This window comes from Curvibacter sp. GW821-FHT01G03, from assembly GCF_059422285.1.
Window position 1 is genome coordinate 79,952 of sequence record NZ_JBWKWP010000006.1, and the last position, 25,274, is coordinate 105,225.

Consider the following 25,274-nt stretch of genomic DNA (forward strand, 5'->3'; position numbering starts at 1 on the left):
ACCCGCAGGCCTGCCCTGCACTTCAGTGCATCGGCTGCAGGTTCTGGTTGCGGCTCAGGAACTGGCTCAGTTCCTGATCGGCCATCGGCTTGCCGAAGGCGTAGCCCTGGAAGGCATGGCAGTCGTGGCGTGCGAGAAAGTCTTGCTGGTCACGTGATTCGACGCCTTCTGCGATCACCGCCAGACCCAGGCTGCGGCCCAGGTTGATGATGGTGCGCACAATGGCCGCGTCGTTGGGATCGGTGAGCACATCGCGCACGAAGGACTGGTCGATCTTGAGCTGGTCCAGCGGCAGGCGCTTGAGGTAGCTGAGGCTGGAGTAGCCGGTGCCAAAGTCGTCCAGCGAGAATCCCACCCCCAGGTTTTTCAACTGACCCATGCGTTCGATGATGGCGTCCATGTCGTCCACCAGCAGGCTTTCGGTCAGCTCCAGCTTGAGCCGGTCCGGTCGGGCTCCGTGGGCGTCCAGTGCGCTGATCACGTGTTGCACAAAATCAGGGTGTTTGAATTGGCGCGAACTGACGTTCACGGCCACGCTCAGGGACTCGGTCTCGACCTGTCCGGCCCAGCGTGCGAGCAGGCTGCAGGCCGTGTCGAGCACCCAGCGCCCGATGGGAATGATCAGCCCGGTATCTTCGGCCAGCGGGATGAACTCGGCAGGTGACACCATGCCGCGCACCGGGTGGCGCCAGCGCACCAGTGCTTCCACCCCACTGACATGCCGGCCCTGTTCGGTCTGTGGCTGGTAGTGCAGCATCAGCTCGCCCCGGGCCAGTGCCTGGCGCAGTGCCGCTTCCAGGGTGGCGCGGGCACTGACTTCGGCCTGCATGGCCGGGTCGAAGAAGCGCAGCGTGTTGCGCCCGGCCGTCTTGGCCTGGTACATGGCCAGGTCGGCCTGCTTGAGCAGTTCGCTGATGCCGCTGTTGCCATCCATGAAGGGGGCCACGCCAATGCTGCAACTGCTTTCATGCTGTTGGCCGGCCAGCAGGAACGGCGCCGCCATGGTGGCCAGCACCTTGCCCCCGATGCGGCTGGCGTGTTCGATCACGTCCTGGTGGGCCTGGCCCAGGTTTTCCAGCATCACCACGAACTCGTCCCCACCCAGGCGGGCCACCGTGTCCGATTCACGCACGCAGGCGCTCAGGCGCCGCGCCACCTGGCGCAGCAGCTCGTCACCCTGGTCATGGCCCAGGGTGTCGTTGAGGGTTTTGAAGTTGTCCAGATCGATGAACAGCAAGGCCCCGCCTGCGCCGGTGCGTGTGCTGCTGGCGAGTGCATGCTGCAGGCGGTCCATCAACAGCTGGCGGTTGGGCAGCTCGGTCAGGGCATCGAAGAAGGCCAGGCGCTGGATCTGCTGTTCCGCCTGTTTGCGGGCCGTCACATCGGTGTTGATCGACAGAATCGCCTCAGGCGTACCGAAGGCATCGTGCACCAGGGTCCACCGGCTCTCCACGGTGAGCGAGCTGCCATCTTGGCGCTGCTGTTCAATTTCGCCGCTCCATTCGCCGTCTTGCAGCAGGTGCGCGGGATCAAGATCGAAGTGCAGGTGCTCACGTTCGATGCACAGGCCGATCTCGGGGTCCAGGGCCTGGGCAGCGGTGAAGCCGTACAGGCGTTCAGCCCCCTTGTTCCAATAGCTCAGCCCGCCATCGATGCGGCGCACGATGATGGCGTCTTGGGCCTTGTCCAGCAGCGAGGCCTGATCGCGGATCTGGCTGTCTGCGGCCAAGCGGGCCAGTTCGGCGCCGGCGCGCGCGGCAAAGATGTGCAGGGCCGACACCAGAAAGCTGGTCTGGGCCAGCGGTCGCTCGAACAGGGCAAACACCAGGCCCACCGGTTCACCGGCCGCGTTGTCCAGGCGCCGGCCCACATAGGCCACCGCCGGCGCGTGCCCCGCCATGCCGGGATAGGCACAGGCCAGTTCTTTGCGCACCAATCCCATGCCGTCTTTCAGCACTTGTTCACAGGGGGTCCCGGCGAGCAGGTAATCGGCTTGGGCGATGGCCTGCCCAGCCACCTGGGCCGCAATCAGGCGCAGGCGAGCGGGTGAGTCAGCCGTGGCCGGTAGCAATCGGGCCACGAAACCGGCCTGCGCATCCAGGGCCTCGGCCATGTTGCGGGCCAGTTGATCGAAGAACGCCGTGCCGGTGCTGGCCGACACGGCCGTGGCCAGCTTCAGTACGGCATGTTGCAGGCGGTTCTGCTCTTCCTGGGCCCGCAGGTTGCTGATGCCAAAGGCCAGATCGTTGGACAGGGACTGGAGCAACTGCTCTTCGGCATGGCTGATCCGGCACGCTTCGTCCGAGTGCAGTGTCAACAGGCCCAGACGGCGAGCGCCGACGCGCAGAGGCAGGCACACCAGGCCGCGCAGCCCATGTTGCAGCGCCTTGGATCTCCAGGCCGCCCAGTCCGGGCTTTGCTGCAGATCCGCCAGGATCAACAGTCGTCCGTCGAGCAAGGCCTGGGCCATGGGGCTTGGCGGGGCATCGGCCTGGTCCAGTTGTTCCAGAAATCCACCACCCTGGCCGTATCGGGCCACGGCCCTGATCTGCTGCTGGGGCTCGTCCAGCCCCAAGTAAGTCACCCAGGCCAGGCGGTAGCCGCCGATGTCGACCAAGGTGCGGGTCACGTCCTCCAGCAGGCCCAGTTCGGTGCTGGCGCGCACCAGCGCTTCGTTGCAGGCGCTGAGGGTCAGTTGGGCCCGAGTCAGGCGCTGCTGGTCGCGCGCGGCGCGTTGCCGTTCGGTCACGTCGGTGGCGATCACCAGCCGGGCCGCCTCACCGTCGAAGGTGATGGTGTTGGCTGTCACTTCCACATCCATCAGCGTGCCGTCGCGCCGGCGGTGGCAGCGTGGCGTGTTGATCTGCACGTCACCGCGCTGGATCGATGCCAGTCGCTCCTGACGCGAGGCTTCGCTGTCGTCGACCCAGAATTCGGGCGCCTTCATGTGGCGCAGTTCCTCATGGCTGTAGCCGTAGTGCGCCACCATGGCCTTGTTGGCGGCCAGCATGCGCATGTCACCGATGCTGTGCACCCACATGGGCTGTGGGTTCAGGTCGAAGAGCAATCGGTACTGGGCTTCCGAGGCCTGCAATTTGGCCCCCAGGCGCTGGCGCTGAATCACACCGCCCAGTGTCAGGACCAGGATCTGCAAGTTGGTTTCATCGCGCAGGCTGAAGGCCTCGGGTCGGCCCGAGACCACCCGGATCACCCCCAGCACCTGCTCGCCCGCCTTGAGTGGTGCCACGATCAACGAGCGCACTCCCAGTGCGCGGGCCAGCGAAACCTGGACGCGCGGGTCTTGCTCAGTGTCTTGGCAGCGCACGGTGTTGTTTTGCAGCAGCACCTGGCCTGCCAACGTGTCGTGCAGCGCGATGCGCCGGCCCACATAGGCACTCAGCGTGCCGGCGCAGGCCATGCAGACACAATCCAGCGCGTCCACCAACTCGACCGAGCTGCCTTCGGCACCGGTCAACTCGGCAGCGCGCCGGGCCATCAACTCCAGAACGCCGTCCAGGTCGAGTTCGGCGTTGGCGATCTCTTGCTGCATGCGCACGATGGCCAGCCGGGTTTCAACCTCACGCTTGCGGGCATCGATGTTCTCCAGGGCCCCCTGCACTGCCACGGTGGTTCCCTGTTCGTCGCGCACGGCTTCGCCGATCAGCCGTACCCAGATGGCCTGGCCGTCGGCGCGGCGCAGCATCAGTTCAAGCTCGAACCGGGCGCCCTCGCGCACGCAGGCCCGGTAGGCGGTGTTCAAGCGTTGCTGATCGTCGGGCAGGTAGAAGGCAAAGGCCTGTTCCGCCGTGATGGTGGTTTCGGGACTCACACCATGGATGTGGGCCACTTCGGGCGACCAGACAAACTGGCGATCCGGCAGGGTCAGGATCCACCCGCCGACTTCTGCCACCTGCCCGGCAATGCGCTGGGCCTGTCTTTGCAGTTGCTGCCATTGGCGGGCCTGGCGGTTCTGTGTCTCTGCGTCGTTCCAGCGGGATTGCTGGCGCCCGAACTCCAGCAGCAGCAAGGCTTGCGAGGCCAGGGCGTCCAGGGCTTCGCGTTGTTCTGTGTCCAACTCTCGTGCCTGCGAATCAGCGACACACAGCATGCCCATGCGTTCGCCGTCACGGCTGCGCAGGTCCACGCCGGCCAGAAAGCACAGGCCGGGCGGCCCCTGCACCCAGGGGTGGCCGGCCCAGGCCGGGTCCTGTTGCGGAGAAAACTGGCGGATCGTCCCGTCTGCGGCCTCGGACCATGCGGCATGCAATGCACTTGTCCACCGCATGGGGCCCAGTGTGACCCCGGTGCCGGCCACCACCACGGGGACCTGGTCCTGCCACACCGCAAACCAGGCCTGGCGCGTACCGCACAAGGTGGCTGCCAGGCGCACCAGACGATCAAAGTGGGGGGCAGTGGCCAGATCGGGCAAGTGGGGGGTTGACGCTGCGGAGACCGGACGGGTGTCCGTGCTCATGACCGTGCCCGAGCGGCACATCGAAGATGGCACCGGAGACCGGTCGGCAGGGCCGGCTGCCCAGGCGAGAGGGAATAATCAATGAAGGCGCTCAAACGGACAACTCACAGCCCTTGCGAAAAAGTAAAGCAAGGAAATTGTGACCAATGGTTTCAGATGGCAGAGGGGTCGTCAATTGGGGCTCGACACAGGACTGACATTTTTGCAACGGAATCCAGCAGCAGCGTTTTTGGGGCGAGTGTGTTACATTGCGGGATCGCCCTTGGCGACTGACTGCGCCTGTTCACTGGTTGAGCGGATGCGCCCACCCCCGGCAGAGGGGGTTGTCGGTCCAGCCCTGCTTGTGGCGTGTCCGTCAGCTCACGCACCATGCGGGGCGCTGGCGGCTTTCCCCTTCTGTTGACGCTGCCACTGCTGGCGCGTTGCCGGGTTCGCGCCAGTTGTGGCCGGGTTCTCTGGTTGTTCAGGACGGGCTCCCTAGGCATTTGGGGCTGCCAGTATTTTTTGTCCGGGACCATTTGGTCACAGCTGACCCAGGTCTTTTCAACCCCTTGATGATTTTCAACTCGAACTCAACAACTGCTTCAGACCCCATTCAGATGGGCAAGTACCGAATTGCTGCCTGCGCCCGCGAACTGGAAGACGGCGCTTTTGCCTCCCAGGTTTCCATCGCCAGTGGCCGTGGCAGCGCCAGTACCGACCGGGTGATGCGTTTCACCCCCCAGTTTTCGACACGTGCCGCTGCTTCGGGCTATGCCATCGAACAGGGCATCCAATGGGTACGCGACCTTGCGCGCCCTCAACTCCTGACACCGTAATTAAAGGAAAGCACCATGGCCAAGGAAGAGCTGATTGAAATGATGGGTGTTGTGAACGAAGTGCTGCCTGACACGCGTTTCCGTGTCACGCTGGACAACGGTCACGAACTGATTGCCTATTCGGCCGGCAAGATGCGCAAGAACCACATCCGCATTCTGGCTGGCGACAAGGTGTCGCTGGAACTGTCGCCCTATGACCTGAGCAAGGGCCGCATCAAGTTCCGCCACATCGAAGGCCGTGGCCCGATGGTGCCGCGCCGTCCGCGTTGATCGCTGCCAAGGGCTGAGTCGCTTCAGCCCAAGGTCTTTCAGCGATTGAGCTGTCAGGCCATCCATGACCAGTCTGCCTTGCGTGCGGGCGTGGTTGCAAACCCCACCTGGCGTGGGGTTTCGTGTTTTCAGGGACGCTTCAGTGGCGATGCCCAGCTCAGGGCCACACCGTGGCTGAGTTCAAAAGGCAGTTCGACCGGTTGGGCTGCGGGTTCGCCGCGCAACACCAGGGTGCAGGGGCCTTCGCCGCGTGTGGCCAGGCGGTGTTTCAGTGCCTGGGCCCGTGCATTGCCCGCCTCGTCCGGGGCAGGGCTTTGCAAGCGCAACTCGGTGGCCCCCAAGAACAGGCTGATTTGCTGCACGCCTTCGTCGAGCAACACAGGGCTGGCTTGAAGATCGGGGCCCAACAAGGCCTGGTAGCGTGTCAGCGAGGTTGGCAAGGCCTGCACGGCGATGTCCAGTCTGGCCACGCCCAGGCTGCCATTGGGGTGCAAACGATCGGCTGGCAACTCGGACACCCGCAGCGCCCGCGGGCTGATGTCACCGCACAGAAACGGCAGGTCGGGGCTGGCATGGCGCGCAGTCTGCCAGCGCAGTTGGGCCCCGTCGGGGCGCAGGCGGGCGCCGTCAAAGGGGCCCTCCAGGCTGAGCAGGCCACGGGCGCGCGCCGCGTTCAACACCTCGGTGGTGTCGCCGGGCAGCAGGGCGAAGTCGACCAGGCCTTCGCCGGCATTTTGCAAGGTGTTGTACCAGCGCTCCTGGGGGGCTGGGCCCTCCCAGGCGATCAGTTCCAGGTAGCTGCCGTCCTGGAACACCACCAGCGCGTTGTGCGAGGTGCGTCCGTTGTGCCGCCCACCGATCAAGACCTGAAAGCCCAGCGCCCGGTAGTCGGTGATGGCCTGATCCAGCCTGTGCACGGCAATGACGATGTGATCGAGTGGCAGGGGCATGGCGGTTCTTTCTAGTCGTCGAGTTTCAGATGGGTCTGGCGCACGAACAAACCCCAGCGTTCGTATTCATCCTTCAGGTGGCGGTCGAGGGCTGGGCCGTCGGTGGCCATCACCTCGAAACCCGCCTGGCTGAGTTTCTGGTGGATGTCCGGGCTGTTGAGTGTGGCCTGAAAAGCGTCGGTCAGTTGCCGTACCGTGGCTGCGGCCGTGCCCGAGGGGGCAAAGATCCCGATCCACGAATAGGCCTCGAAGCCGGGATAGCCCGATTCGGCCACGGTGGGGACCTCGGGCAGTTCCGGCAGGCGTCGTGCCCCGGTGACGGCCAGTGCCTTGAGTTTGCCGGCTGCAATCTGACTGCGCAGCGCGGCATAGCTCAGCAGGGTCAGGCTGGTCACATCGCCGAGCACGGCCTGCACCGCCGGGCCGCCGCCGCCGAAAGGCACGTGCAGCACAAAGATGCCGGCGCGCCGCTTGAGGTCTTCCATCACCAGGTGGTTCATCGAACCCAGCCCGGTGGAGGCATAGCTGAATTTCCCGGGCGCTTTGCGGGCCGCTTCGATGAAGCCGCGCAGATCACGCGCCGGTACTGAAGCCGATGCAGCAATCACCAAAGGGAAACGCAAGGCCAGCGACACGCCCGTGAAATCCTTGAATGTGTCGTACGGCAGGCGTGGTTTGGCGATTGGGTTGATGGCATGGGTGTCGAAGCTGACCAGCAGGGTGTTGCCATCGGGGGCTGATTTGGCGACGTATTGCGTGGCCACCTGGCTGGCGGCCCCCGGGCGGTTTTCGATCACCACGGGACGGCCAAGCTTCTCGGACAGGCGCGGCTGCAGGATGCGCGCCGCGATGTCGGTGCTGCCTCCGGGTGGAAAGGTGATCACCAGCTTGAGCGGGGTGTCGCTGTCGGCTCGGGCCACGGGCGACAGCGCCAGGGCGGCTGCGCCCAGCAGGCTCAGGGCGTGGCGGCGGTGCAGAGGGAGATCGGACATGGGCAGACTCCTGGTGGGTGGCAATGTTGGAGAGGGGTCAACCCATCCACTGGCTGACAGGTACGGCAGTGTCCTGCAATTCCTGCGAGATCACGTCGACCAGGGCGGGGCCATCATGCATGAGGGCCGCTTTGAGCGCGGCTTCGAGTTCGGATGGGTCTTCCACCCGCCAGGCCTTCACCCCAAAGGCTTCGGCCACGCGGGCGTGCTGGGTGCGGTTGAAGTCGACTGAAAAATAGCGCTGTTCATAGCCCGTCTTCTGGCTGGCCTTGATCCAGCCATACACCGAGTTGGAAAACACAATCATCTTCAGCGGGACGTTGCGCCGGACGATGGTCTCCAGTTCGCCGCAGGTGAAGCCGAAGCTGCCGTCACCCATGACCGACACCACCACCGAGTCGGGCTGCCCGAAGGCCGCCCCCACACCGGCTGACATCGAAAACCCCAGCGCGCCGTGCGCCCGGTTGGTGATGAAATGCCGCCCTGCCTGGGGGGCATTGAAGTAGGCCGAAAAGTAAGGGCAAGGTGTGCCCGGATCGGCCACCACGATGGCCCGGGCCGGCAGCAGCCGGTTGAGCAGATCGACCACCCGCTCGGGCTTGATCGGGCGGTCCAGCGAAGCGGCCAGCGGGGCAAAGAAAGCCTGCTTTTCAGCCCGTGCCCGTGCGGCCAGGGCTCGGCCATCGGCCGCATCAGCCGGTCGCCGGGCGGCCCGCTGGGCCACTGCGGCTGCCAAGGCCTGCAGGCCCAGTAGGGCATCGCCCACCAGAGCGACGTCGGTGCGGTAGTTGGTGGCAATGGTCATGGGGTCCACGTCCAGGTGCACGATGGTGACGCTGCGCGGCGGCATCTGCCAGTGCTCGGTGGTGGTCGAGCCGGCGCGGCAGCCCACAAACAGCACCAGGTCGGCTTGCGCCACCACGGCGCGGGTGGCGGCCACGCCGCCGTTGGTGCCCACCACCCCGGCATTCAGGGGGTGCGTGTCGGCCAGGCTGCCCTGGCCACTCACGGTGGTGCACACCGGCGCGTTGAGGTGGGTGGCCAAGGTGGCCAGGGCCTCGCAGGCGCCAGCAATCACCACCCCGCCGCCGCAGATGATCACGGGGGAGCGAGCGGCCACCAGGCGCTCGGCCGCCTGCTCGATGGCCGCCGGATCGGGCGCGCTGCGGTAGGCCGGCACGTGGTCGTGCCCGGGCTGGGCCCAGACATCGGCAGCGTCGAGCGCATGCTTTTGCACGTCGTAAGGCAAGGCGATGTGGGCCGCCCCGGGGCGGCCCGTGGTCATGGCCCGAAAGGCGCTGCGCACCGCGCCGGGGATCTGGTCCACCCGGTCGATGGTGGTGTTCCACTTGGTCAGCGGTTTGTACAGCGCCTGCTGATCCAATTCGGTCAGCGGAAACTTGCCACGGGCCCCCACCGACACATCGGAGGTGATGCCCAGCACCGGCACCGACGACTCATTCGCTTCCACCAGGCCCGGCAACAGGTAAGTGGCGCCGCCGCCACTGGGGCCTTCGCACACGCCCACCTTGCCAGTCACCCGGGCATAGCCGTCGGCCATGTAGCCGGCACTGCGTTCGTCGCGCGTCAGGATGTGGTCGATGCCGTGGTCCAACCGGGCCATCGCGTCATAGAAAGGCAGGCTGGTATCACCGCACAGGCCGAAGATGTGCTTCACCCCATTGAGTTGCAGCATGCGCACCAGGCCGTCGGCGCCGTTGAAAGAAGAGCTCATGGACCATCCATTGCGTGAAAGTGGGGCTGCTGCCAGCAGCGGGTTGGCCTCGAAAGGCGTGTTTCGATTTAAGTATACTTAAATCAGGCGACGCGTCCAGAGGCACAATCCAGACCCATGAAAGCCCCCATTTCCTCGATCCGGCGCGAACGCGGCAGCGGTGTGTTCAATACCTTGCGTGAGATGGCCATCAGCTGCCAGCTCAAGCCGGGCGAACGCTTGAGCGAGATTGAACTGGCGGCCCGCCTGGGTGTCAGCCGAACCCCCGTGCGCGAGGCACTCAACCGGCTGGTGACCGAGGGGTTTCTGCAGCCCTGCTCGCGGGGTTTCATGCGGCGCCCGCTGGATGTGCAGGAGACGCTCGATCTGTACGAGGCGCGGGTGGCGGTGGAACGCGAATGCCTGCGCCTGGCCCTGTTGCGTGGCACCCCCGAGCAACTGGATGAAACACAGGCTTTTTTGAGCCACAGCCGTGGCGTGCCTGCCGATACGCCCATGGCTGAGTTGGTTGCCCTCGACGAAGCTTTTCACCAGCGTCTTGCCGCCATGTCGGGCAATGCTGAGTTGCAGCGCATGCTGGCGAGCCTGAACGACCGCATCCGTTTCATCCGTTGGATTGACATGGAGCACGTGGGCCGTGACTCCACCCAGCAAGAACATCAGGCCATCCTGGAGGCCTTGCGCCGTCGCGATGCGGCGGCGGCCGAACAAGGCTTGAGTGAGCACATTGCCCTGCGCCGTGACCAGATTGCCGAGGCCATCCGCCTGGCGCTGGCCCGTCTCGAAGCCGCCTGACGCAAGGCCGGCGGCACCGGCTCAGTCGCTGAACCACACCCCTTTGGCGATGGCTGCGGCATTGATGCCGCCATAGGCGGCCAAGGCCAAAGCCTGGGCCGCAAACACCCCGGCCAGCCCCCAGCCGGCGCGCCAGGCCAACCAGCCGCCCGCCGCTGCAATCACCAGCCGAGCGATGTTGCCCAGCACCGGCCACAGCAGGCGCCCCGCCCCTTGCGAAGCAAAGTACAGGATCAGACCCAGGCCGAACAGCCCATACACCGGCCCCACGATGCGCAGGTATTGCGCCCCCACCGCCTGCATGCCGGCATCGCTGTCGAACAGCGACAACCAGGCGTGTGGAAAGGCCGCCGCTGCCAGCCCGATCAGCTCGCACAGGGTCACCGCCATGGCCGCCCCGATCCAGGTGGCGCGCAAGGCCCGGTCACGCCGCCCTGCCCCCACCGCTGTCCCCACCATGGCCACCAACGGCCCCCCGAAGCCAAACACCAGCGGGACCAGCAGGTACTCCAGCCGCGATGCCGTGCCATAGCCGGCAATGGCCTCAGGCCCGAAGCGCCCGGCCAACCCGGTGGCTATCGCGATGGCCACATTGGTCGCCACCGTTGAGATTGCACCGGCCAGGCCCACGCGCAAGATGTCACTGAACAAAGGCCAGCGCAGTCTCGCATCGGCCCAGGTGGGGCGCAGCAGGCTGCGGGGCGACAGCAACCACAGACCCAGCGCCACCGAGCCGCCTGCGTAATACAGCAGCAGAGCCAGGGCGCCGCCGGCAATGCCCATGGCCGGCACCGGGCCCCAGCCGAAAATCAGCAGCGGTGACACCGGCAGCAGCAGCAGCGTGCCCACGCTGATCACCTGAGCCGGCAGGGCCATGTTGCCGGTGCCCCGGATCACCGAGGCCAGCGAGTTGAACAACCACACCAGCACGGCGCCGGCAAACACCCAGTTCGAGTAGGTCAGCGCGGCTTGAAGCGACCCTCCCTGTCCGCCCATGGCGGCATACAGGGGGGCTCCACCCAGCAGCGCCGCCGCCGTGAAGGCCAGGCCGAACAGGCCCGACAACACCAGCGCATGAAACACCAGCGCGTGGGCATCGTGGCGTCGATGGGCGCCCAGCGCCCGGGCAATGGCCGAGGCAATGCCCCCGCCCATGGCGCCGGCCGACATCATCTGCATCAACATCACCACCGGAAACACCAGCGCCATGCCCGCGAGCGCATCGGTGCCCAGCCGGCCCACAAACCAGGTTTCGATCAGGCCAGCGGCGGCCTGGGCCACCATCACGACCACATTGGGAGCGGCCAGGCGCAGCAAGGTGGGCGCGATCGGCCCTTCCAGCAGCAGCCGGGTGCGCGGGTCCATGGCTGGGGGCTGGGTGGGGGCCGCCGTAGCGGCGGTGGTGGCGGTGGCCAGGGCAGGTCTGGGATGCATGGTGTCTCGATGGCCAACGGACCGAAGGGCCTTGGCTTAAATAGATGTATATGCATCAATTATGGGTGACTTGTCCATTTCCTGCTGGCGCGCGCAAGACACGGGTCCGCGCGCGCCGGATCAGGGGGGCTTGGACGGCAGGCCGATCAGCCTGGGGCGGCTGCAGAGTCGACCTTGTGCAGAAAGGCCAGCGTCACGCGTGGGCTGGCGTTGAGCAGCTTGGCCAGTTCCTCGATGTCGCTGCCCAGAGCCGGGTTGTCCCAGCCTTTCATGGTGTGGCGGGCCAAGCGTGAGGCCAGCACCACGTTCTGCACACTGGGGTGATCGGCATGCTTGCCGTCACTGATGCGGATCAGCAGCCGGGGCAGGTGCCACAGGCGCAGCAGCGCCTGACGCAGGTCGTCGAGTTCGACATTGAGCAGGCTGCGCTGCGCCAGCACGCTGCGCAGACCCGGGTCGCGTTGCTGGGCATGGCGCACCTGCAGCATCAGGTCAGGCGCATGGCACCACATCAGCAACTCTGCGAAGTCGTGCAGAAAGGCGGCCTCGTGGATCATGTCGATGTCGGTGTCACTGCGGTGCACAGCAAAAGCCATGGCGAAATGGGCCGCGCGCTCGCTGCGTTGCAGCACCTCGTACAGGGCCTCCAGTGCCTCGGGCTGTTCACGCAGGCGATCCTCGACCGTGGGTTGCGGCCCGAATCGGTTGAAGAACGGCGTGATGCCTGTCATGACCAGCGCACTGGTGATGCTCTCGGTTTCCGTGTCGTCTTCATCGCGGCGCAGTGTCGCCACATGGGCCATGAACTTCACCGTCATCAAGGGGTCGGCGCGCAGCACCGGCCCCAGGTCGCCAGGCCCGATGTCGTCCTCGCGGGCACGCAGTTCCTCCAAGGCCTGGGCCGTGCTGGCCAGCACCGGAATTTCGGCCCGCATGAAGTGCCGTACCCAGGTGCGCAGGTCGCGCAAAGGCCACTTCAGGAACACGGGGGCCGGCGTTTCATCGCTGGCGTGGGGGGCGGTGATGTCCATCGGTGGATTGGGCAGGGGAGAGTCCGGCTAGTGTCATTTTGTGACTGCCGCAGGTCAAGGTCTTCGTGGGACCGTGCTTACCCTGGCCTCCCGTGTTCGACGGCCCGGGTTGTCAGACCCGGGCTTGCATGGGTTGCCAGCGCCAGCCGGCCTCTTCCTGAGCCGCCCCATCGATCACAAAGCCCAGCTTTTCGTAGGCCGTCACCGCATTGAGCGAGGCATTCACCGTGAACGGTGCCATGTCGGCCTGCTGCTGGAGTGCGTGTTCGCGCGCCACCTGCCACAGGGCACGGGCGATGCCCCGGCCTTGCCAGCGTGGGCGCACGAACAGGTACTGCAGCTTGCGCACGCCCTGCAGGGCGATCACGCCGCAGGGGTCGCCGCCTTCGGCGTCCAGCGCCACCCAGAACGGCTGCTGTCCATCGCCCAGGCGCTGGCGCAGCCCGGCCCGCGCGTAGCTCGCCAGCACCCGATCACGGGCACTGGCTTCCAGCGTGGGCCAGATCGAGCGGATGGTGGCAGCCACCATCAGGGCCTGGATCGCATCGGTGTCACCCGGGCCCGCGGGCCGGATGGGCCAGGCCAAGGCACTCTGTGGCTCGCGCGCGCTCATGCGTCCACCTTGGCATTCGTTTCGGCATCCCGCGCCGGGCGACGCTCCTGCAAGCGGTTGGCCACGCTGATCACGGCCTGGATCGAGGCGGTCACGATGTTGTGGCTCATGCCCACACCAAAGCCGCTGCCGGCCACGCCTTCGAGTGCGGCCTCGACGATGGCCAACGCCTGGGCATCGGCACCGCTGCCGGTGGCGCGTTCTTCGTAGCTGTCCACCCGCATCGGCAGACCCAAGGCATCCACGGTGGCGGCAATCGGGCCGTTGCCCTGACCAGACAGGCGTTGGCGCACGCCCTGGATGCTCAGGTCCAGCTCGATGCCCTGGCCGCTGCTGTCCAGGGTGTGGCCGTGGTACTGGATGGCATCGGTGCCGCTGCTGCTGCCGCGCAGATAGGTGTGACGGAACAAGGTCCAGATGTCTTCGCCATTGATCTCGGTTTCGCTGGCATCGGTCTGGCGTTGCACCACCGCGCTGAACTCGACCTGCATGCGGCGCGGCATCACCACGCCACGCTCGCGCTCCAGCAAGAAGGCGATACCGCCCTTGCCCGATTGGCTGTTCACCCGGATCACGCTGTCATAGGTGCGGCCGAGGTCGGCCGGGTCGATCGGCAAGTAGGGCACCTCCCACAGGCCGTTCGGGTCCTGGGCGGCAAAACCCTTCTTGATCGCATCCTGGTGCGAGCCCGAAAACGCCGTGAAGACCAGGTCGCCTGCATAGGGGTGGCGGGGGTGCACCGGGATCGAGGTGCACTCTTCGGCCACACGGGCCACGGCGGTGATGTCCGAAAAATCGAGCTGAGGGTGTACGCCCTGGGTGTACAGATTGAGCGCCAGCGTCACGATGTCCACATTGCCGCAGCGCTCGCCGTTGCCGAACAGGCAGCCTTCCACCCGGTCGGCGCCCGCCATCATGGCGAACTCGGCCGCCGCCACGCCTGTGCCCCGGTCGTTGTGCGGGTGCACCGACAACACAATGTGCTCACGTGGCACCAGGTGGCGGTGCATCCATTCAATCTGGTCGGCAAACACGTTGGCGGTGGCGTTCTCCACGGTGGTGGGCAGGTTGATGATCACCTCCCTGCCCGGGCCCGCGCCCCAGCTGTTGATGGCCGTGTGGCAGGCCTGGAGCGACACTTCGAGCTCGGTGGCGCTGAAGGTCTCGGGCGAGTACTGCAAGGTCCAGCGGGTGTCGGGCTGGGCGTCGGTGAGCTGCTTGAGGTAGCCCACGTGGTGGGCAATCAGGCCCATCACCTGCGGCACGCTCATGCCGAACACGATGCGGCGCCAGGCGGGTGCGGTGGCGTTGTACAGGTGCACGATGGCACGTGGGGCGCCTTTCACGGCCAGCACCGTGCGGGCAATCAGGTCTTCGCGCGACTGGGTCATGACCATGATGGTCACGTCATCGGGAATCAGCTTTTCCTCGATGAGCTTGCGCACAAAGTCAAAGTCGGTCTGCGAGGCGGCTGGGAAGCCCACCTCGATCTGCTTGAAGCCGATGCGCACCAACTCCATGAACAGACTCATCTTGCGCTCGGCGTTCATCGGCTCGAACAAGGCCTGGTTGCCATCGCGCAAGTCGGTGGACAACCACAAGGGGGCCTGGGTGATGGTGCGCGAGGGCCACTGGCGATCGGCGAGGGCGATCGGGGCAAAAGGGGCGTACTTGGCGGACGGGTTGGCAATCATGTCGGGCTCCACGAACAGTTGGCGGCGCCGGGGTTTCCGGGCGCGGCCGCAAGGGTCGAAACAAAGAAAACTAAGAGAAGGCGACGACATCCCCTGCAGCCCTTTGCGCTAGGCAAAGGCTGGTTCGTGGGCCGGGGTCAGGGGGAAGTCTTGGAAGAGCGCGAAGCTCAGGACACGAACGCGAGCAGACCCCGGCCGAGCACTAGGCTTAGCTTCAGGGTGGTGGATTGCTGGCGTTGCATGGGCGAAATGCTATCACAGCTTTTTTGGCAGCGCAGGGGCCAGGGGCCTATCGACGCGATAGCCCCATCTGCCGGGACGCTATACTTTTGGCTTGGGTGCCAGGGGGCGCCCCCCCGCAAAAGAGGCTCTCACCCCTGCCGAACGTGCCTGGTGTGCACCACCGCGATGCGCTCGGTAAACGATGTCTATGGACAGCTATGGTTGATTTCGTCTGACCCAGCGGGAGGGTTGAACACACGAAACAAGAGCTGCTCATGAACTCCAATTCTGTTCCTTCCTCCCCTCAGGCCCTGGTGGCCGAACTCAAGGTGCGCGCCCGCCTCGGCCTCAAGGCCTTGCGCGCGGGTGACACCCGATTGCTGGAGCGTGCCCGCCTCGGCGGACACCGTCAGAACGACCCGGCCGAATGGCGACTGGGCCATTGCCTGACCCTGGTGGCGCGCAGCCTGGGCTATTCCGATTGGGATCAGGCGCGCCGGGTGCTCGGCGGCCACGCTCAGCCCGGTGATGACCTGGGGGCCTTCTGGCACGCCAAAGCCTGTGACCGGCTGCTCAACCACTGGTTTGCCGACCTGGACCGGGCCCGCGAACTGTTGAGGCAGTCAGGGCCGCAGCGGGTGCTGCTGCCTTATCGGCGTCAGTTTGTGGTGGTCGAAGAACCCTACTTGCGTGAGCTGGGTCTGAGCCTGCAACACCTGTCTTCGGGCGCGGGCCAGGACCTGGTGCAGGCCTATGGTAGTCCGGCCTGGCGGGCCTTGTGCTGGCAGCGCTTGCAGGCCCCGCCTGAATGCTGGGGCTGAGACAGCCGCCGCCGCTGCATCGTCTTTTTCAGCGCTGGCCTCGTGGCCACATCAAGGCCAGCAGAGACAGGCCGCAGAACACGGCGCCGGCCACAAAAGTCGTGGCCGGGCCCTGGCTGTCCCACAGCAGGCCGGCCACCGTGCTGGCCAGCAGCATGGCCAGGCCGCTGACCAGGTTGAAGAAGCCGAAGGCCGTGCCCCGCAGGTCATCTGGTGCCGTGTCGGCCACCATGGCCGCCAGCAGGCCTTGTGTCAGGGCCATGTGCACGCCCCACAGCGCCACGCCGGCCAGCAGGCCGGCGGGCCCGGCCTCGGTGGCCAGCAACAGGTCGGCCAGCAGCAGCACCAGCACCCCGGCGGCCAGCAGGCCACGGTGCCCGATGCGATCCGACAGTTTGCCGAAGGGGTAGGCCAGCAGCGAATACACCCCGTTCATGGCCACCATCACCAGCGGCACCAGGGCCATGGCGATGCCGCTTTGTTGGGCGCGCAGCACCAGAAACGCTTCGCTGAAGCGGGCCAGCGTGAACAGTGCACCCAAAGAAACTACCCACCAGTAGGCCGCCGGCAGCCGGCGCAGCTTGGCGCGCTGGATCGGATTTTCGCGGGGTGTGCCAGCAGGCCGCGCGGGTTCCTTCAAGCCCAGTACCAGCAAGGCTACCGCCAGCCAGGCCGGCACCGTGGCCACCCAGAACACGGCGCGGAAATCATTGGCCCAGAGCAGCATCAGGCCGGCAGCGATCAGCGGGCCGGCAAAGGCCCCCACGGTGTCGAGCGACTGGCGCAGGCCAAAGGCCGCGCCGCGCAGATGGGCCGGTGCGATGTCGGCCACCAGCGCATCGCGCGGGGCCCCGCGGATGCCCTTGCCCACGCGGTCCAGCAGGCGGGCTGTCACGATCAGGCTGGCGCCGCCGGTAAGGGCGAACAGCGGCTTGCTCAAGGCCCCCAGGCCATAGCCCAGCACGGCCAGCGATTTGCGTCGGCCCCAGTAATCGCTGAGCACGCCCGAGAACACTTTCACGATCAGTGCCGTGGCCTCGGCCAAGCCCTCGATCAGGCCGACCGTGGCCATGCTCATGCCCAGCGTGCCCACCATGAACATGGGCAGCAGGCTGTGGATCATCTCGGACGAAATGTCCATCAGCAGGCTCACGAAGCCCAGGGTCCAGATGCCTGCCGGGATGTGGCGCAGTCCGCTGGCAGGCGATGTCGGATGGGCGCTCATGGTCTGGGCGGTGTCAGAGGCCCAGGGGCGACACGCCGATCAGCCACTGGTGGCCCCAGAAGGCAAAGGCCGCCCAGGCCAGCAGTCCGGCCAGCACCGTCATGGCGGTGCTGCCACTGTGGGCTGCGGGGTAGACCGTGCCCAAGGCCCGGTCGCGTTGTCGGGCGCTGCGGAAATCCAGCACGGCCCAGGCCAGAAAGCTGCCGAACAGCAGTCCGTCGGCCAGGTTGCCATTGGCCAGCAGGTGCGCCAGCGCCCACACCTTCACCGCCAGCACCATGGGGTGGTGCAAGCGGGCCTTGAATCCGTTGTGGGGCACATAGGCCGCAGCCAGCAACACGAACGAGATCAGCATCAGCAAGGCCGCGCCATGGCGAGTGGCCACCGGGGGGACCCACAGCACCACAGGGCTTTGCCGTGCCAGGCCGTAGCCCCACACGGTCAAGGCAAAGCCCAGCAGCGACAGCAGTGAGTAAAGGCCTTTCCAGGCGCCCTCACCCAGTCGCGTGCGCGTGCGGGTGCGCCAGCTTTCGGCCACGATGCGCACCGAATGGACGCCCAGGAACAAGATCAAGCCCAACACCAACCATGTCATGGATTCACCTCCTCACGCCACCCGGCGACTGGCTGATTATGGGTGCCTTGGCGCGGCTTTGCATGTCAGGTGTGTACAAGGTCGACTCCTTTGCCTGGGGTGGCCGCGTCGCGCAGACACTGCACCAGCAGACTGGCTGCCGGGGACAGCCGTGCGCCGCGGCGGGTGACGATGCCGTAGGCCTCATGGCGTGAGCGGATCGCCAGTGGCAGTCGGCGTGCGATCCGGTGCTCTTCGCAAAAGGCCATGGTGCCCTCGGCCATCAAGGCCACCAGGGTCGGGTCCTGCTTGAGCATCAGCATGGTGGCCAGCGATGAGGCTGTCTCGATCGGATAGGGGGGCAGACCCAGGCCTGCCTCGCGGAACTCGCGCTCCAGCAGGGTGCGCAGGGGCATGTTGCCGGGGTAGAGAATCCAGCGGCACGAGGCCAGTTGGGCCAGCGTCACCCGTCGGGCCTTGGCCAGGGCGTGGCGCGGTCCGACGGCCACGGCCACGCTCTCATCCTGCAAGGCTTCGTAGTCGAACTGGTCGGCCTGTTTGGCCACCGTGGTGCGGCAGATGGCCAGGTCCAGCCGCCCCTCGTTGAGCAGGTTCAGCAGCTCGCTGCTGATGCCTTCGCGCACCTCGATCGACAAGGCCGGCTGGGTCTCGCGCAACTGGGCCAGCGCACCGATCAGCACCGAGTGCAGCGCGCCGGTGATGGTGCCCACGGCCACCCGGCCGCCACTGCCCCGCAGCACCCCGTCGATCTCTTCGCGCAGGTGGTCCAGGTCGGACGAGATCACGCGGGCGTAACGGATGATGCAGCGCCCCAATTCATTGGCCAGCACGCCCTTGGGCGAACGCTCGAACAAAGCCATGCCGAAGGTCGACTCGATCTCGCGCAAGGCCTTGGTCAGCCCCGGCTGCGTCATGCCCAGGCGATCGGCCGCCCGGTGCAGCGAGCCCGCTTCGTCGAGCGCCACCAGCAGGGTGAGTTGGCGAAAGCGCAGGCGAGAGGTGATCGAGGTGAGGCTGGGGACCATGGGGATTCCAAAAGGTTATTGCCAGATCAAAAGCTCTCACTATGCAGCATGGCGGGGCCCTCCCAGAATCCCGCAGCACAAGGAGACAAGGCATGAAACTGCTTCGCTATGGCCCCCCGGGCCAGGAGAAACCCGGCCTGCTGGATGGGGCTGGCCAACTCAGGGATCTGTCGGCCCAGGTGGTCGACATCGAGGGCAGCACCCTCGACCCCAACACCCTCGATCGGCTGCGCGCCATCGACCCCTTCAGCCTGCCTCTTGTGGCCGGTACGCCTCGCCTGGGGCCTTGCGTGGGGCGCATCGGCAAGTTCATCTGCATCGGTCTGAACTATGCCGATCACGCGGCCGAATCGGGCATGCCCGTGCCCACCGAGCCCGTGGTGTTCAACAAATGGACCTCGGCCGTGGTGGGGCCGAACGATGATGTGCGCATCCCGCGTGGATCGCTGAAAACCGATTGGGAGGTCGAGCTGGGGGTGGTCATCGGCCGTGTCGCCAGCTACGTGGAAGAGGCCGAGGCCATGGCCTACGTGGCTGGCTACTGCGTGGTCAATGACGTGTCGGAGCGCAGCTACCAACTGGAGCGAGGCGGCACCTGGGACAAAGGCAAGGGCTGCGACACCTTCGGCCCCACCGGGCCCTGGCTGGTCACCGCCGACGAGGTGCCCGACCCGCATGCGCTGCACCTGTGGCTGGAGGTGGATGGCCAGCGCTACCAGGACGGCAACACCCGCACCATGGTCTTCAAGGTGCCCCAGCTGGTGGCTTACCTGAGCCGCTTCATGACCCTGTACCCCGGTGACGTGATCTCGACCGGCACCCCACCCGGCGTCGGCATGGGCTGCAAGCCCGAGCCGGTCTACCTGCGCCCTGGACAGACCCTGCGCCTGGGCATCGAAGGCCTGGGTGAACAACAACAACGCACCGTGGCCGCCTGAGAGGAGCCGACACCATGAACCAGCAAGAATTTGAAGGCCGCACCGCTGTCATCACGGGCGGCGCCCAGGGCATCGGCCTGGCTGTTGCCCAGCGCCTGCTGGCCGGTGGCGCCCGGGTCAGCCTGTGGGATGCCGATGCCTCGGCGCTGGCCGCGCAGGCCCATCTGCCCGTGCACCGGGTGCAGGCCAACATCACCGATCCGGCCGATGTCGAGGCGGCCCTGAGCGAGACCGAGGCCCGATGCGGCCCCGTGGCCCTGCTGGTGCACAGCGCCGGCATCGCGGGGGCCAATGCCCCCTTGGTGGATTACCCCACGGCCGAGTGGTTGCGCGTGCTCGATGTCAATCTCAACGGCACCTTCCATGTCAACCGGGCGGTGGTGGCGGGCATGATCCGGCGCAACTACGGCCGCATCGTCAACATCGCCTCGATCGCGGGCAAGGAGGGCAACCCCAACGCGGCGGCTTACAGTGCCTCCAAGGCGGGGGTGATCGCCCTCACCAAGAGCCTGGGCAAGGAAACGGCGCAGTACAACATCGCGGTCAATGCCATCACACCGGCCGCCGCGCGCACCCGAATCTTCGAGCAGATGTCGCAGCAGCACATCGATTACATGCTGTCCAAGATCCCGCGCGGCCGCTTCGTCGAGGTGGATGAGATTGCCGCCATGGTGGCCTGGCTGCTGACGGCCGAGAACTCGTTCACCACCGGTGCCGTGTTCGATCTGTCAGGCGGCCGCGCCACCTATTGAGACCTTGAGACCTTGAGACATCGAGACCGGCCCCGCCCGGCGCGCCCCCGCTGATTCCAGCCATGACAACAGGAGACAACACCATGACCATCCCTCGCCGCGGCTTTCTGGCCGCCAGCTGTGCCCTGGGCATCGCAGGCCCTTTCTCGTCGGCCCGCGCCGCCAGCGACTACCCTTCGAGACCGATCGAGCTGATCGTGCCTGTGGCGGCTGGCGGCGGCACTGATCTGGTGGGCCGCGCCTTTGCCGAGGCGGTCAAGAAGTACCTGCCGCAACAACCTGTGGTGGTCACCAACAAGCCCGGGGCCAGCGGCGCCATCGGCACCGCCGAACTCATCAATGCCAAGCCCGACGGCTACAAGCTGGGCATCATCATCTGCGAGCTCACCATCATCCCCAACCTGGGCATCACCAAGCACACGGCCTCCGACCTGCGCCCCATCGCCCGCCTGAATGCCGACCCGTCGGCCATCACCGTGCGCGCCGACGCCCCCTGGCAGACCGTGGACGAGTTCCTGGCTGACGCACGTCGCCGCAAAGACCCGGTAGCCATCGGCAACGCAGGGGTGGGTTCGATCTGGCACATGGCGGCTGCCGCACTCGGCGACAAGACCGGCATCGCTTTCAACCACGTGCCCTTCCTGGGCGCGGCCCCGGCCGCCGTGGCCTTGCTCGGGGGGCATGTCGATGCGCTCACGGTCAGCCCGGGCGAGGTAGCCCAGCATGTGGCGGCCGGCAAGATGCGCACGCTGGCCGTGATGGCTGAGCAGCGCCTGGGTTCGGCATTGTTCGAGAAAGTGCCCACCCTCAAGGAACGCGGGGTGGACCTGTCGGTGCAGGTCTGGCGCGGCCTGGGGGCGCCCAAGGCCCTGCCGCAGGACCTGGCCGACCTGTGGGCCGACGTGGCCCGCAAGGCCGCCGATGACACGGTGTTCCGTGAGGCCCTGCTCAAGGCCAACCTGGGCTGGGCCTATGCCGATGGGCCCAGCTTCCAGGCCGCCATCGACAAGGACCGGGCCTTCTACAAAGACCTGGTGCCCAAGCTCAACATCCCGAAGGCCTGAGTGAGCTCAGCGTGCAGCGTGGCGCTCGCGTTGCTGCGCCAGCCACCCGGGCACCGCGGCCTTGCTGCAACGTTGCAGGGTGCTCAGCAAGCCGTGGTCGGCCTGCAGTTGCCAGCGCTGCTGCAGTTGCTGCTGCAGGTGGGCCAGCAGCGATGCGGCCATCTCGGCATCGGCCAGCGCCCGGTGGGCGCGGCCGGCGGGCGGCAGGCCCAGAAAGGAGATCAGCGAGCCCAGCTTGTGGCTCGGGGCCTGCGGGATCAGCCGGCGTGACAGCAGCACCGTGCAGGCAAAGGCTTGCGGCGCGCTCAGGCCGGCCCGAGCCAGCTCGGCCACCCAGAACTTGCGGTCAAAGGCCGCGTTGTGCGCCACCATGGGCGCGTCGCCCACAAAGCGGCTGGCTTCGCCCATCACCTGCTCGGCCGGCGGCGCGGCGGCCACCATGGCATTGGTGATGCCGGTGAGCTGGGTGATGAAGGACGGGATGCGCACCCCCGCATTCATCAGGCTCTGGAAACGGTCCACCACCCGCCCCTGCTCCAGCAGCACGATGGCCACCTCGGTGGCACGTGCGCCTTGCTCGGGTGAGATGCCCGTGGTTTCGAAGTCGATGACAGCAATGGTGGACATGGGATGGGGCCGAAAACAGAGGAAGTCAGGGGTCGCATCGACCCGGGTGGCACGGCTGCAGAACGAGCGCAGCTCAGTCGCGGCGTCGATCGGAGTCCTGGCTCTGGTAGTAACGCGCCTTGGCCGCATACATGGCCTGGTCGGCCCGTGACACGGCAGCATCAAGCGACTCGCCCTCCTGACAGGTGGCCGTCCCCATCGACAGGGCCAATGGCTGGCCCGGGTAGAACTGGTTGTTCATCTCGAGCAGCGACTGGATGCGCTCCTGCACCGCGGTTGCGGCCCGTGCATCAGAGGCCGGCAGCAGCAGGGCAAATTCGTCGCCCCCGATGCGGGCCGCACAGGCCGGTGCATCCACCGCCTTGCCCAGCACTTCACCGGCGCGGCGCAACATGGCGTCGCCGGCGGCATGGCCTTCTTCGTCGTTGACCCGCTTGAGCCCGTTGAGGTCGACGATCAGCAGGCTGACGGGCCAGGGGCCACGCCGGGCCAGTCGATTGAGCTCGTCGGCATAGAAGGCGCGGTTGCGCAGCCGGGTCAGCACGTCGTGCTTGCCCAGGTACTCCAGGTAGGCTTCGGCCTTCTTGCGGGCGGTGATGTCCACCAGCGACACCAGCACCAGGCTCCAGTCGTTCTCATGGCCTTCCAGCACCGAGAACTGCATGTGGATGTGCAGCTTGTCGCCGTTGAGCGTGTAGTTGGCTACTTCGCGGTGTTGCACCAGCTTGTTCTGCCACAGGTCGATCAACTGGTCGGAGAACGAATCCACCATCTCGCCGCGGAACAGCTGGTCGAGCCGGCTCAGCAGCTCGCCCTTGGACTGGGCACCGAACATGTCCAGCGTCAGCTGGTTCACGTCCACCACCCGGATCTCCTGCATGCAACGGGTCACAAACTCGGGGTGCACCCGGATGAAGGTGGGAAAGTCGGTGATGCCCTGGCGCCGCGCCTCGTCCAGCAATTGCTTGACGGCGCTGAAGTCCTCCACCCACAGCGACACGGGCGAGTGCTCGAAAAGATCGCGCGCGTACTGCTCGCTGTTGGCCAGGCGCTGCAGGTTGCGGGTGGTGTCGGTCACGTCTTCCAGCGACACCATCACGCGGTCCCATTCGGCCTCGTGGCCCTGCAGGATGCGGGCCCGCACCAGCACGTCGAGGCGGCGCCCGTCCAGCGTGTAGTTGACGGTCTGGTTCACGAACTCATGCTGGCCGTTCCACAGCTGCGTCCACTCGGCCACCACCTGCGGGAACATGTCGTCGCGGAACACCTGGCCCAGGTTGGCCAGCAGATGGGTCGCATCGGTGGCACCGAACAGGCTCAGGGTCTTGCCATTCACCCGCAACACCTGGATGCAGCCCGTGCCCTCGGCCACCAGCTCGGGGTGTTGTGCCAGGTGCGCGGCCAGGTCTTGCACGCCCTGGTTGCGCAGGCGCTCGAAAAAGCGCTTGAGCTGGCTGAAGTCTTCCAGCCACAGCGACACCGGCGCCAGCTCGAAGATGCTCTCGAAATCAGTGGCGGCAGCGGTCGGTGTCAGGAGGCTCATGGGCGTGGGGTCGGACGCGGGTGGCGTCCCTGGAAAATGCGGTTCTGGCAGTTTAGCGGGGCCATGTGAAGCCTGGTTGACGGGCTACACAGCGTCGTTTCAGGCGGCTGTGCCTGCGTCGTGGGCCTTGCGTGCGCTGGCGCGCCGCGCCCGCACCGCTTCGGCCAGGCCTTGCAGCACCGGCAGCGTCTGGGCCATGCTGATGCAGGCATCGGTCACCGAGACGCCGTGCTGCAGCGGTTGGCCGGGCACGATGTCCTGGCGCCCTTCTTCCAGGTGGCTTTCGATCATCAGGCCGGTGATGCGCACATCGCCGGCCGCGATCTGGCGCGCCACGTCGGCAGCCACCTCGATCTGGCGGCGGTGCTGCTTGCTGCTGTTGGCATGCGACACATCGATCATCACCTGTTCGCGCAGGCCGGCCGACTTGAGCATGGCGCAGGCCGCGTCCACGTCGGCGGCACTGTAATTGGGCTGCTTGCCGCCGCGCAGGATCACGTGGCAGTCCTGGTTGCCACGGGTCTCGAAGATGGCCGACTGACCCATCTTGGTCATGCCCATGAAGGCATGTGAGGCCTGGGCGGCCTGGATCGCATCGGCCGCCACCTTCACCCCGCCGTCGGTGCCATTCTTGAAGCCCACCGGGCAACTGAGCCCGCTGGCCAACTGGCGGTGGCTTTGGCTCTCGGTGGTGCGCGCGCCGATGGCGCCCCAGCTCACCAGGTCGCTGATGAACTGCGGGCTCAGCAGGTCCAGGAACTCGGTGCCCACCGGCAGGCCCACCTCCAGCACGTCAAGCAGCAACTGGCGGGCCAGCTCCAGCCCTTCGTTGATGGCAAAGCTGCCATCCAGGTGCGGGTCGTTGATGTAGCCCTTCCAGCCCACCGTGGTGCGGGGCTTCTCGAAGTACACCCGCATCACGATCAGCAGGTCGTCGGCCAGCGCATCGGCCTGTTGCTTGAGCTGGCGGGCGTAGGCCATGGCCTGCGCGTGGTCGTGGATCGAGCACGGGCCCACCACCACCACCAGCCGGTCGTCTGCACCGTGCAGCACGCGCGAGATGGCGCTGCGGCTGTGTTCCACCAGAGCCTGGGCCGAGGCGGGCGTGGGCAGCCATTCCTGCAGCAAGGCGGGCGTGATCAGCGGGCGCACCGCACGGATGCGGGTGTCGTCGATGCGGGTGGTGTCGTGGGTGTGGTCGGCCGAGGCGGTCGAAGCGCGAACGTGGGCAGTCATGGTGGCAGCGTTGGGGTTGTTCGGAGGACGGGCTGGGGCTCAGGCCTTCTTGAGGAAGACCGACTTCAGCATGAACTGACCCTGGTCGGTCTTGCAGTCCACATCGTGGTCGCCGTTGTCATGCACCAGGCGGATGCTTTTGACCTTGGTGCCCTTTTTCAGCACGGTGGAGCTGCCCTTGACCTTCAGGTCCTTGATCAGCAGCACGGCGTCGCCGTCGGCCAGCGGCTGGCCGTTGGCGTCACGGATCACGCCGTCGCCCGGGGCGGTGTCTTCATCGCTGGTTTCGGCCTGGGCCGGCCACTCGAAGGCGCAATCGGGGCAGATGAACTGATCGCCATCGGCGTAGGTGTTCTCAAGCCCGCATTGGGGGCAGGCGGGCGGGGTGGTACTCATGGTAGGGTGATCCGGGGAAGCAAT

The 25,274-nt window shown here is 66.4% G+C and carries 22 protein-coding genes; 7 read left to right on the forward strand and 15 right to left on the reverse strand.

The annotated features are described in order from the left end of the window. Positions 1-22: 22 nt before the first annotated feature. Positions 23-4,474 carry an EAL domain-containing protein gene (locus AC07VS_RS09810; protein ID WP_494750854.1) on the reverse strand — a complete coding sequence of 1,484 codons (4,452 nt, stop codon included), beginning with the start codon at positions 4,472-4,474 and terminating at the stop codon, positions 23-25. 599 nt (positions 4,475-5,073) lie between these two features. Between AC07VS_RS09810 and AC07VS_RS09815 the strand changes: the two genes are divergently transcribed. Next, a complete protein-coding gene (locus AC07VS_RS09815) occupies positions 5,074-5,292 on the forward strand; it encodes a DUF6566 family protein (RefSeq protein ID WP_027474877.1) in 219 nt (72 codons plus the stop codon). Positions 5,293-5,307: 15 nt separating this feature from the next. Further along, positions 5,308-5,562, forward strand: coding sequence for a translation initiation factor IF-1 (infA, locus tag AC07VS_RS09820; protein ID WP_019573714.1), 255 nt, complete (start codon positions 5,308-5,310; stop codon positions 5,560-5,562). A 128-nt stretch (positions 5,563-5,690) separates the two neighbouring features. Here the strand turns inward: infA and AC07VS_RS09825 are convergent, their stop codons facing one another. The 3 genes from AC07VS_RS09825 to AC07VS_RS09835 are packed head-to-tail and all read right to left on the reverse strand — an operon-like array spanning position 5,691 to position 9,239. Further along, positions 5,691-6,512, reverse strand: coding sequence for a VOC family protein (locus AC07VS_RS09825; protein WP_494750855.1), 822 nt, complete (start codon positions 6,510-6,512; stop codon positions 5,691-5,693). Between the two features lie 11 nt (positions 6,513-6,523). Next, the gene (locus AC07VS_RS09830; protein ID WP_494655870.1) at positions 6,524-7,504 is read right to left on the reverse strand and encodes a tripartite tricarboxylate transporter substrate binding protein; all 981 of its coding nucleotides are present in this window, start codon (positions 7,502-7,504) and stop codon (positions 6,524-6,526) included. Positions 7,505-7,541: 37 nt separating this feature from the next. Continuing rightward, the gene (locus AC07VS_RS09835) at positions 7,542-9,239 is read right to left on the reverse strand and encodes a thiamine pyrophosphate-binding protein (RefSeq protein WP_494750856.1); all 1,698 of its coding nucleotides are present in this window, start codon (positions 9,237-9,239) and stop codon (positions 7,542-7,544) included. A gap of 117 nt (positions 9,240-9,356) precedes the next feature. Here AC07VS_RS09835 and AC07VS_RS09840 point away from each other — a divergent pair, with 117 nt between their 5' ends. Continuing rightward, positions 9,357-10,034: a GntR family transcriptional regulator gene (locus tag AC07VS_RS09840; protein WP_492349463.1), complete on the forward strand. Its 678-nt coding sequence runs from the start codon at positions 9,357-9,359 to the stop codon at positions 10,032-10,034. A gap of 21 nt (positions 10,035-10,055) precedes the next feature. Here the strand turns inward: AC07VS_RS09840 and AC07VS_RS09845 are convergent, their stop codons facing one another. The 4 genes from AC07VS_RS09845 to leuA form a co-directional block, all read right to left on the reverse strand. Then, entirely contained in the window at positions 10,056-11,399 is a 1,344-nt protein-coding gene (locus AC07VS_RS09845; RefSeq protein WP_494750959.1) for an MATE family efflux transporter, read from the reverse strand. A 215-nt stretch (positions 11,400-11,614) separates the two neighbouring features. Then, complete coding sequence (locus AC07VS_RS09850) at positions 11,615-12,499, reverse strand: HDOD domain-containing protein (RefSeq protein WP_492349462.1); 885 nt, start codon at positions 12,497-12,499, stop codon at positions 11,615-11,617. A gap of 112 nt (positions 12,500-12,611) precedes the next feature. Further along, the gene (locus AC07VS_RS09855; RefSeq protein WP_494750857.1) at positions 12,612-13,112 is read right to left on the reverse strand and encodes a GNAT family N-acetyltransferase; all 501 of its coding nucleotides are present in this window, start codon (positions 13,110-13,112) and stop codon (positions 12,612-12,614) included. Next, on the reverse strand, positions 13,109-14,806 hold the full coding sequence (gene leuA / locus AC07VS_RS09860) for a 2-isopropylmalate synthase (RefSeq protein ID WP_492349460.1): 1,698 nt from the start codon (positions 14,804-14,806) through the stop codon (positions 13,109-13,111). Before leuA ends, AC07VS_RS09855 begins: the two co-directional genes overlap by 4 nt. A 497-nt stretch (positions 14,807-15,303) precedes the next feature. On the opposite strand from leuA, the gene AC07VS_RS09865 reads away from it, so the two are divergent. Beyond that, positions 15,304-15,849: a hypothetical protein gene (locus AC07VS_RS09865; RefSeq protein ID WP_494750858.1), complete on the forward strand. Its 546-nt coding sequence runs from the start codon at positions 15,304-15,306 to the stop codon at positions 15,847-15,849. A gap of 28 nt (positions 15,850-15,877) precedes the next feature. On the opposite strand, the gene AC07VS_RS09870 is transcribed toward AC07VS_RS09865, so the two are convergent. From AC07VS_RS09870 to AC07VS_RS09880, 3 genes are all read right to left on the reverse strand, one after another. Further along, positions 15,878-17,074 carry an MFS transporter gene (locus AC07VS_RS09870; protein ID WP_494750859.1) on the reverse strand — a complete coding sequence of 399 codons (1,197 nt, stop codon included), beginning with the start codon at positions 17,072-17,074 and terminating at the stop codon, positions 15,878-15,880. Between the two features lie 13 nt (positions 17,075-17,087). Next, entirely contained in the window at positions 17,088-17,669 is a 582-nt protein-coding gene (locus AC07VS_RS09875; RefSeq protein ID WP_494750860.1) for an NnrU family protein, read from the reverse strand. A 65-nt stretch (positions 17,670-17,734) separates the two neighbouring features. After that, entirely contained in the window at positions 17,735-18,694 is a 960-nt protein-coding gene (locus AC07VS_RS09880) for a LysR family transcriptional regulator (protein WP_492348631.1), read from the reverse strand. Positions 18,695-18,786: 92 nt separating this feature from the next. Here AC07VS_RS09880 and AC07VS_RS09885 point away from each other — a divergent pair, with 92 nt between their 5' ends. From AC07VS_RS09885 to AC07VS_RS09895, 3 genes are all read left to right on the forward strand, one after another. Further along, on the forward strand, positions 18,787-19,632 hold the full coding sequence (locus AC07VS_RS09885) for an ureidoglycolate lyase (protein WP_494655859.1): 846 nt from the start codon (positions 18,787-18,789) through the stop codon (positions 19,630-19,632). Between the two features lie 14 nt (positions 19,633-19,646). Further along, positions 19,647-20,384: an SDR family NAD(P)-dependent oxidoreductase gene (locus AC07VS_RS09890; RefSeq protein WP_494655858.1), complete on the forward strand. Its 738-nt coding sequence runs from the start codon at positions 19,647-19,649 to the stop codon at positions 20,382-20,384. 83 nt (positions 20,385-20,467) lie between these two features. Beyond that, the gene (locus AC07VS_RS09895) at positions 20,468-21,448 is read left to right on the forward strand and encodes a Bug family tripartite tricarboxylate transporter substrate binding protein (protein ID WP_492348628.1); all 981 of its coding nucleotides are present in this window, start codon (positions 20,468-20,470) and stop codon (positions 21,446-21,448) included. Positions 21,449-21,454: 6 nt separating this feature from the next. Here the strand turns inward: AC07VS_RS09895 and AC07VS_RS09900 are convergent, their stop codons facing one another. The 4 genes from AC07VS_RS09900 to AC07VS_RS09915 all read right to left on the reverse strand — a co-directional run bounded on the left by AC07VS_RS09900 (position 21,455) and on the right by AC07VS_RS09915 (position 25,250). Further along, positions 21,455-22,075, reverse strand: a complete 621-nt coding sequence (locus AC07VS_RS09900) for a 3'-5' exonuclease (RefSeq protein WP_492348627.1) — start codon at positions 22,073-22,075, stop codon at positions 21,455-21,457. A gap of 73 nt (positions 22,076-22,148) precedes the next feature. Continuing rightward, positions 22,149-23,618 (reverse strand): sensor domain-containing diguanylate cyclase, encoded by a 1,470-nt coding sequence (locus AC07VS_RS09905; protein ID WP_494750861.1) that lies wholly within the window; start codon positions 23,616-23,618, stop codon positions 22,149-22,151. A 99-nt stretch (positions 23,619-23,717) separates the two neighbouring features. Then, complete coding sequence (locus AC07VS_RS09910) at positions 23,718-24,854, reverse strand: 3-deoxy-7-phosphoheptulonate synthase (RefSeq protein ID WP_492348625.1); 1,137 nt, start codon at positions 24,852-24,854, stop codon at positions 23,718-23,720. A 39-nt stretch (positions 24,855-24,893) separates the two neighbouring features. After that, positions 24,894-25,250 (reverse strand): zinc ribbon domain-containing protein YjdM, encoded by a 357-nt coding sequence (locus AC07VS_RS09915; RefSeq protein ID WP_492348624.1) that lies wholly within the window; start codon positions 25,248-25,250, stop codon positions 24,894-24,896. Positions 25,251-25,274: the final 24 nt, after the last annotated feature.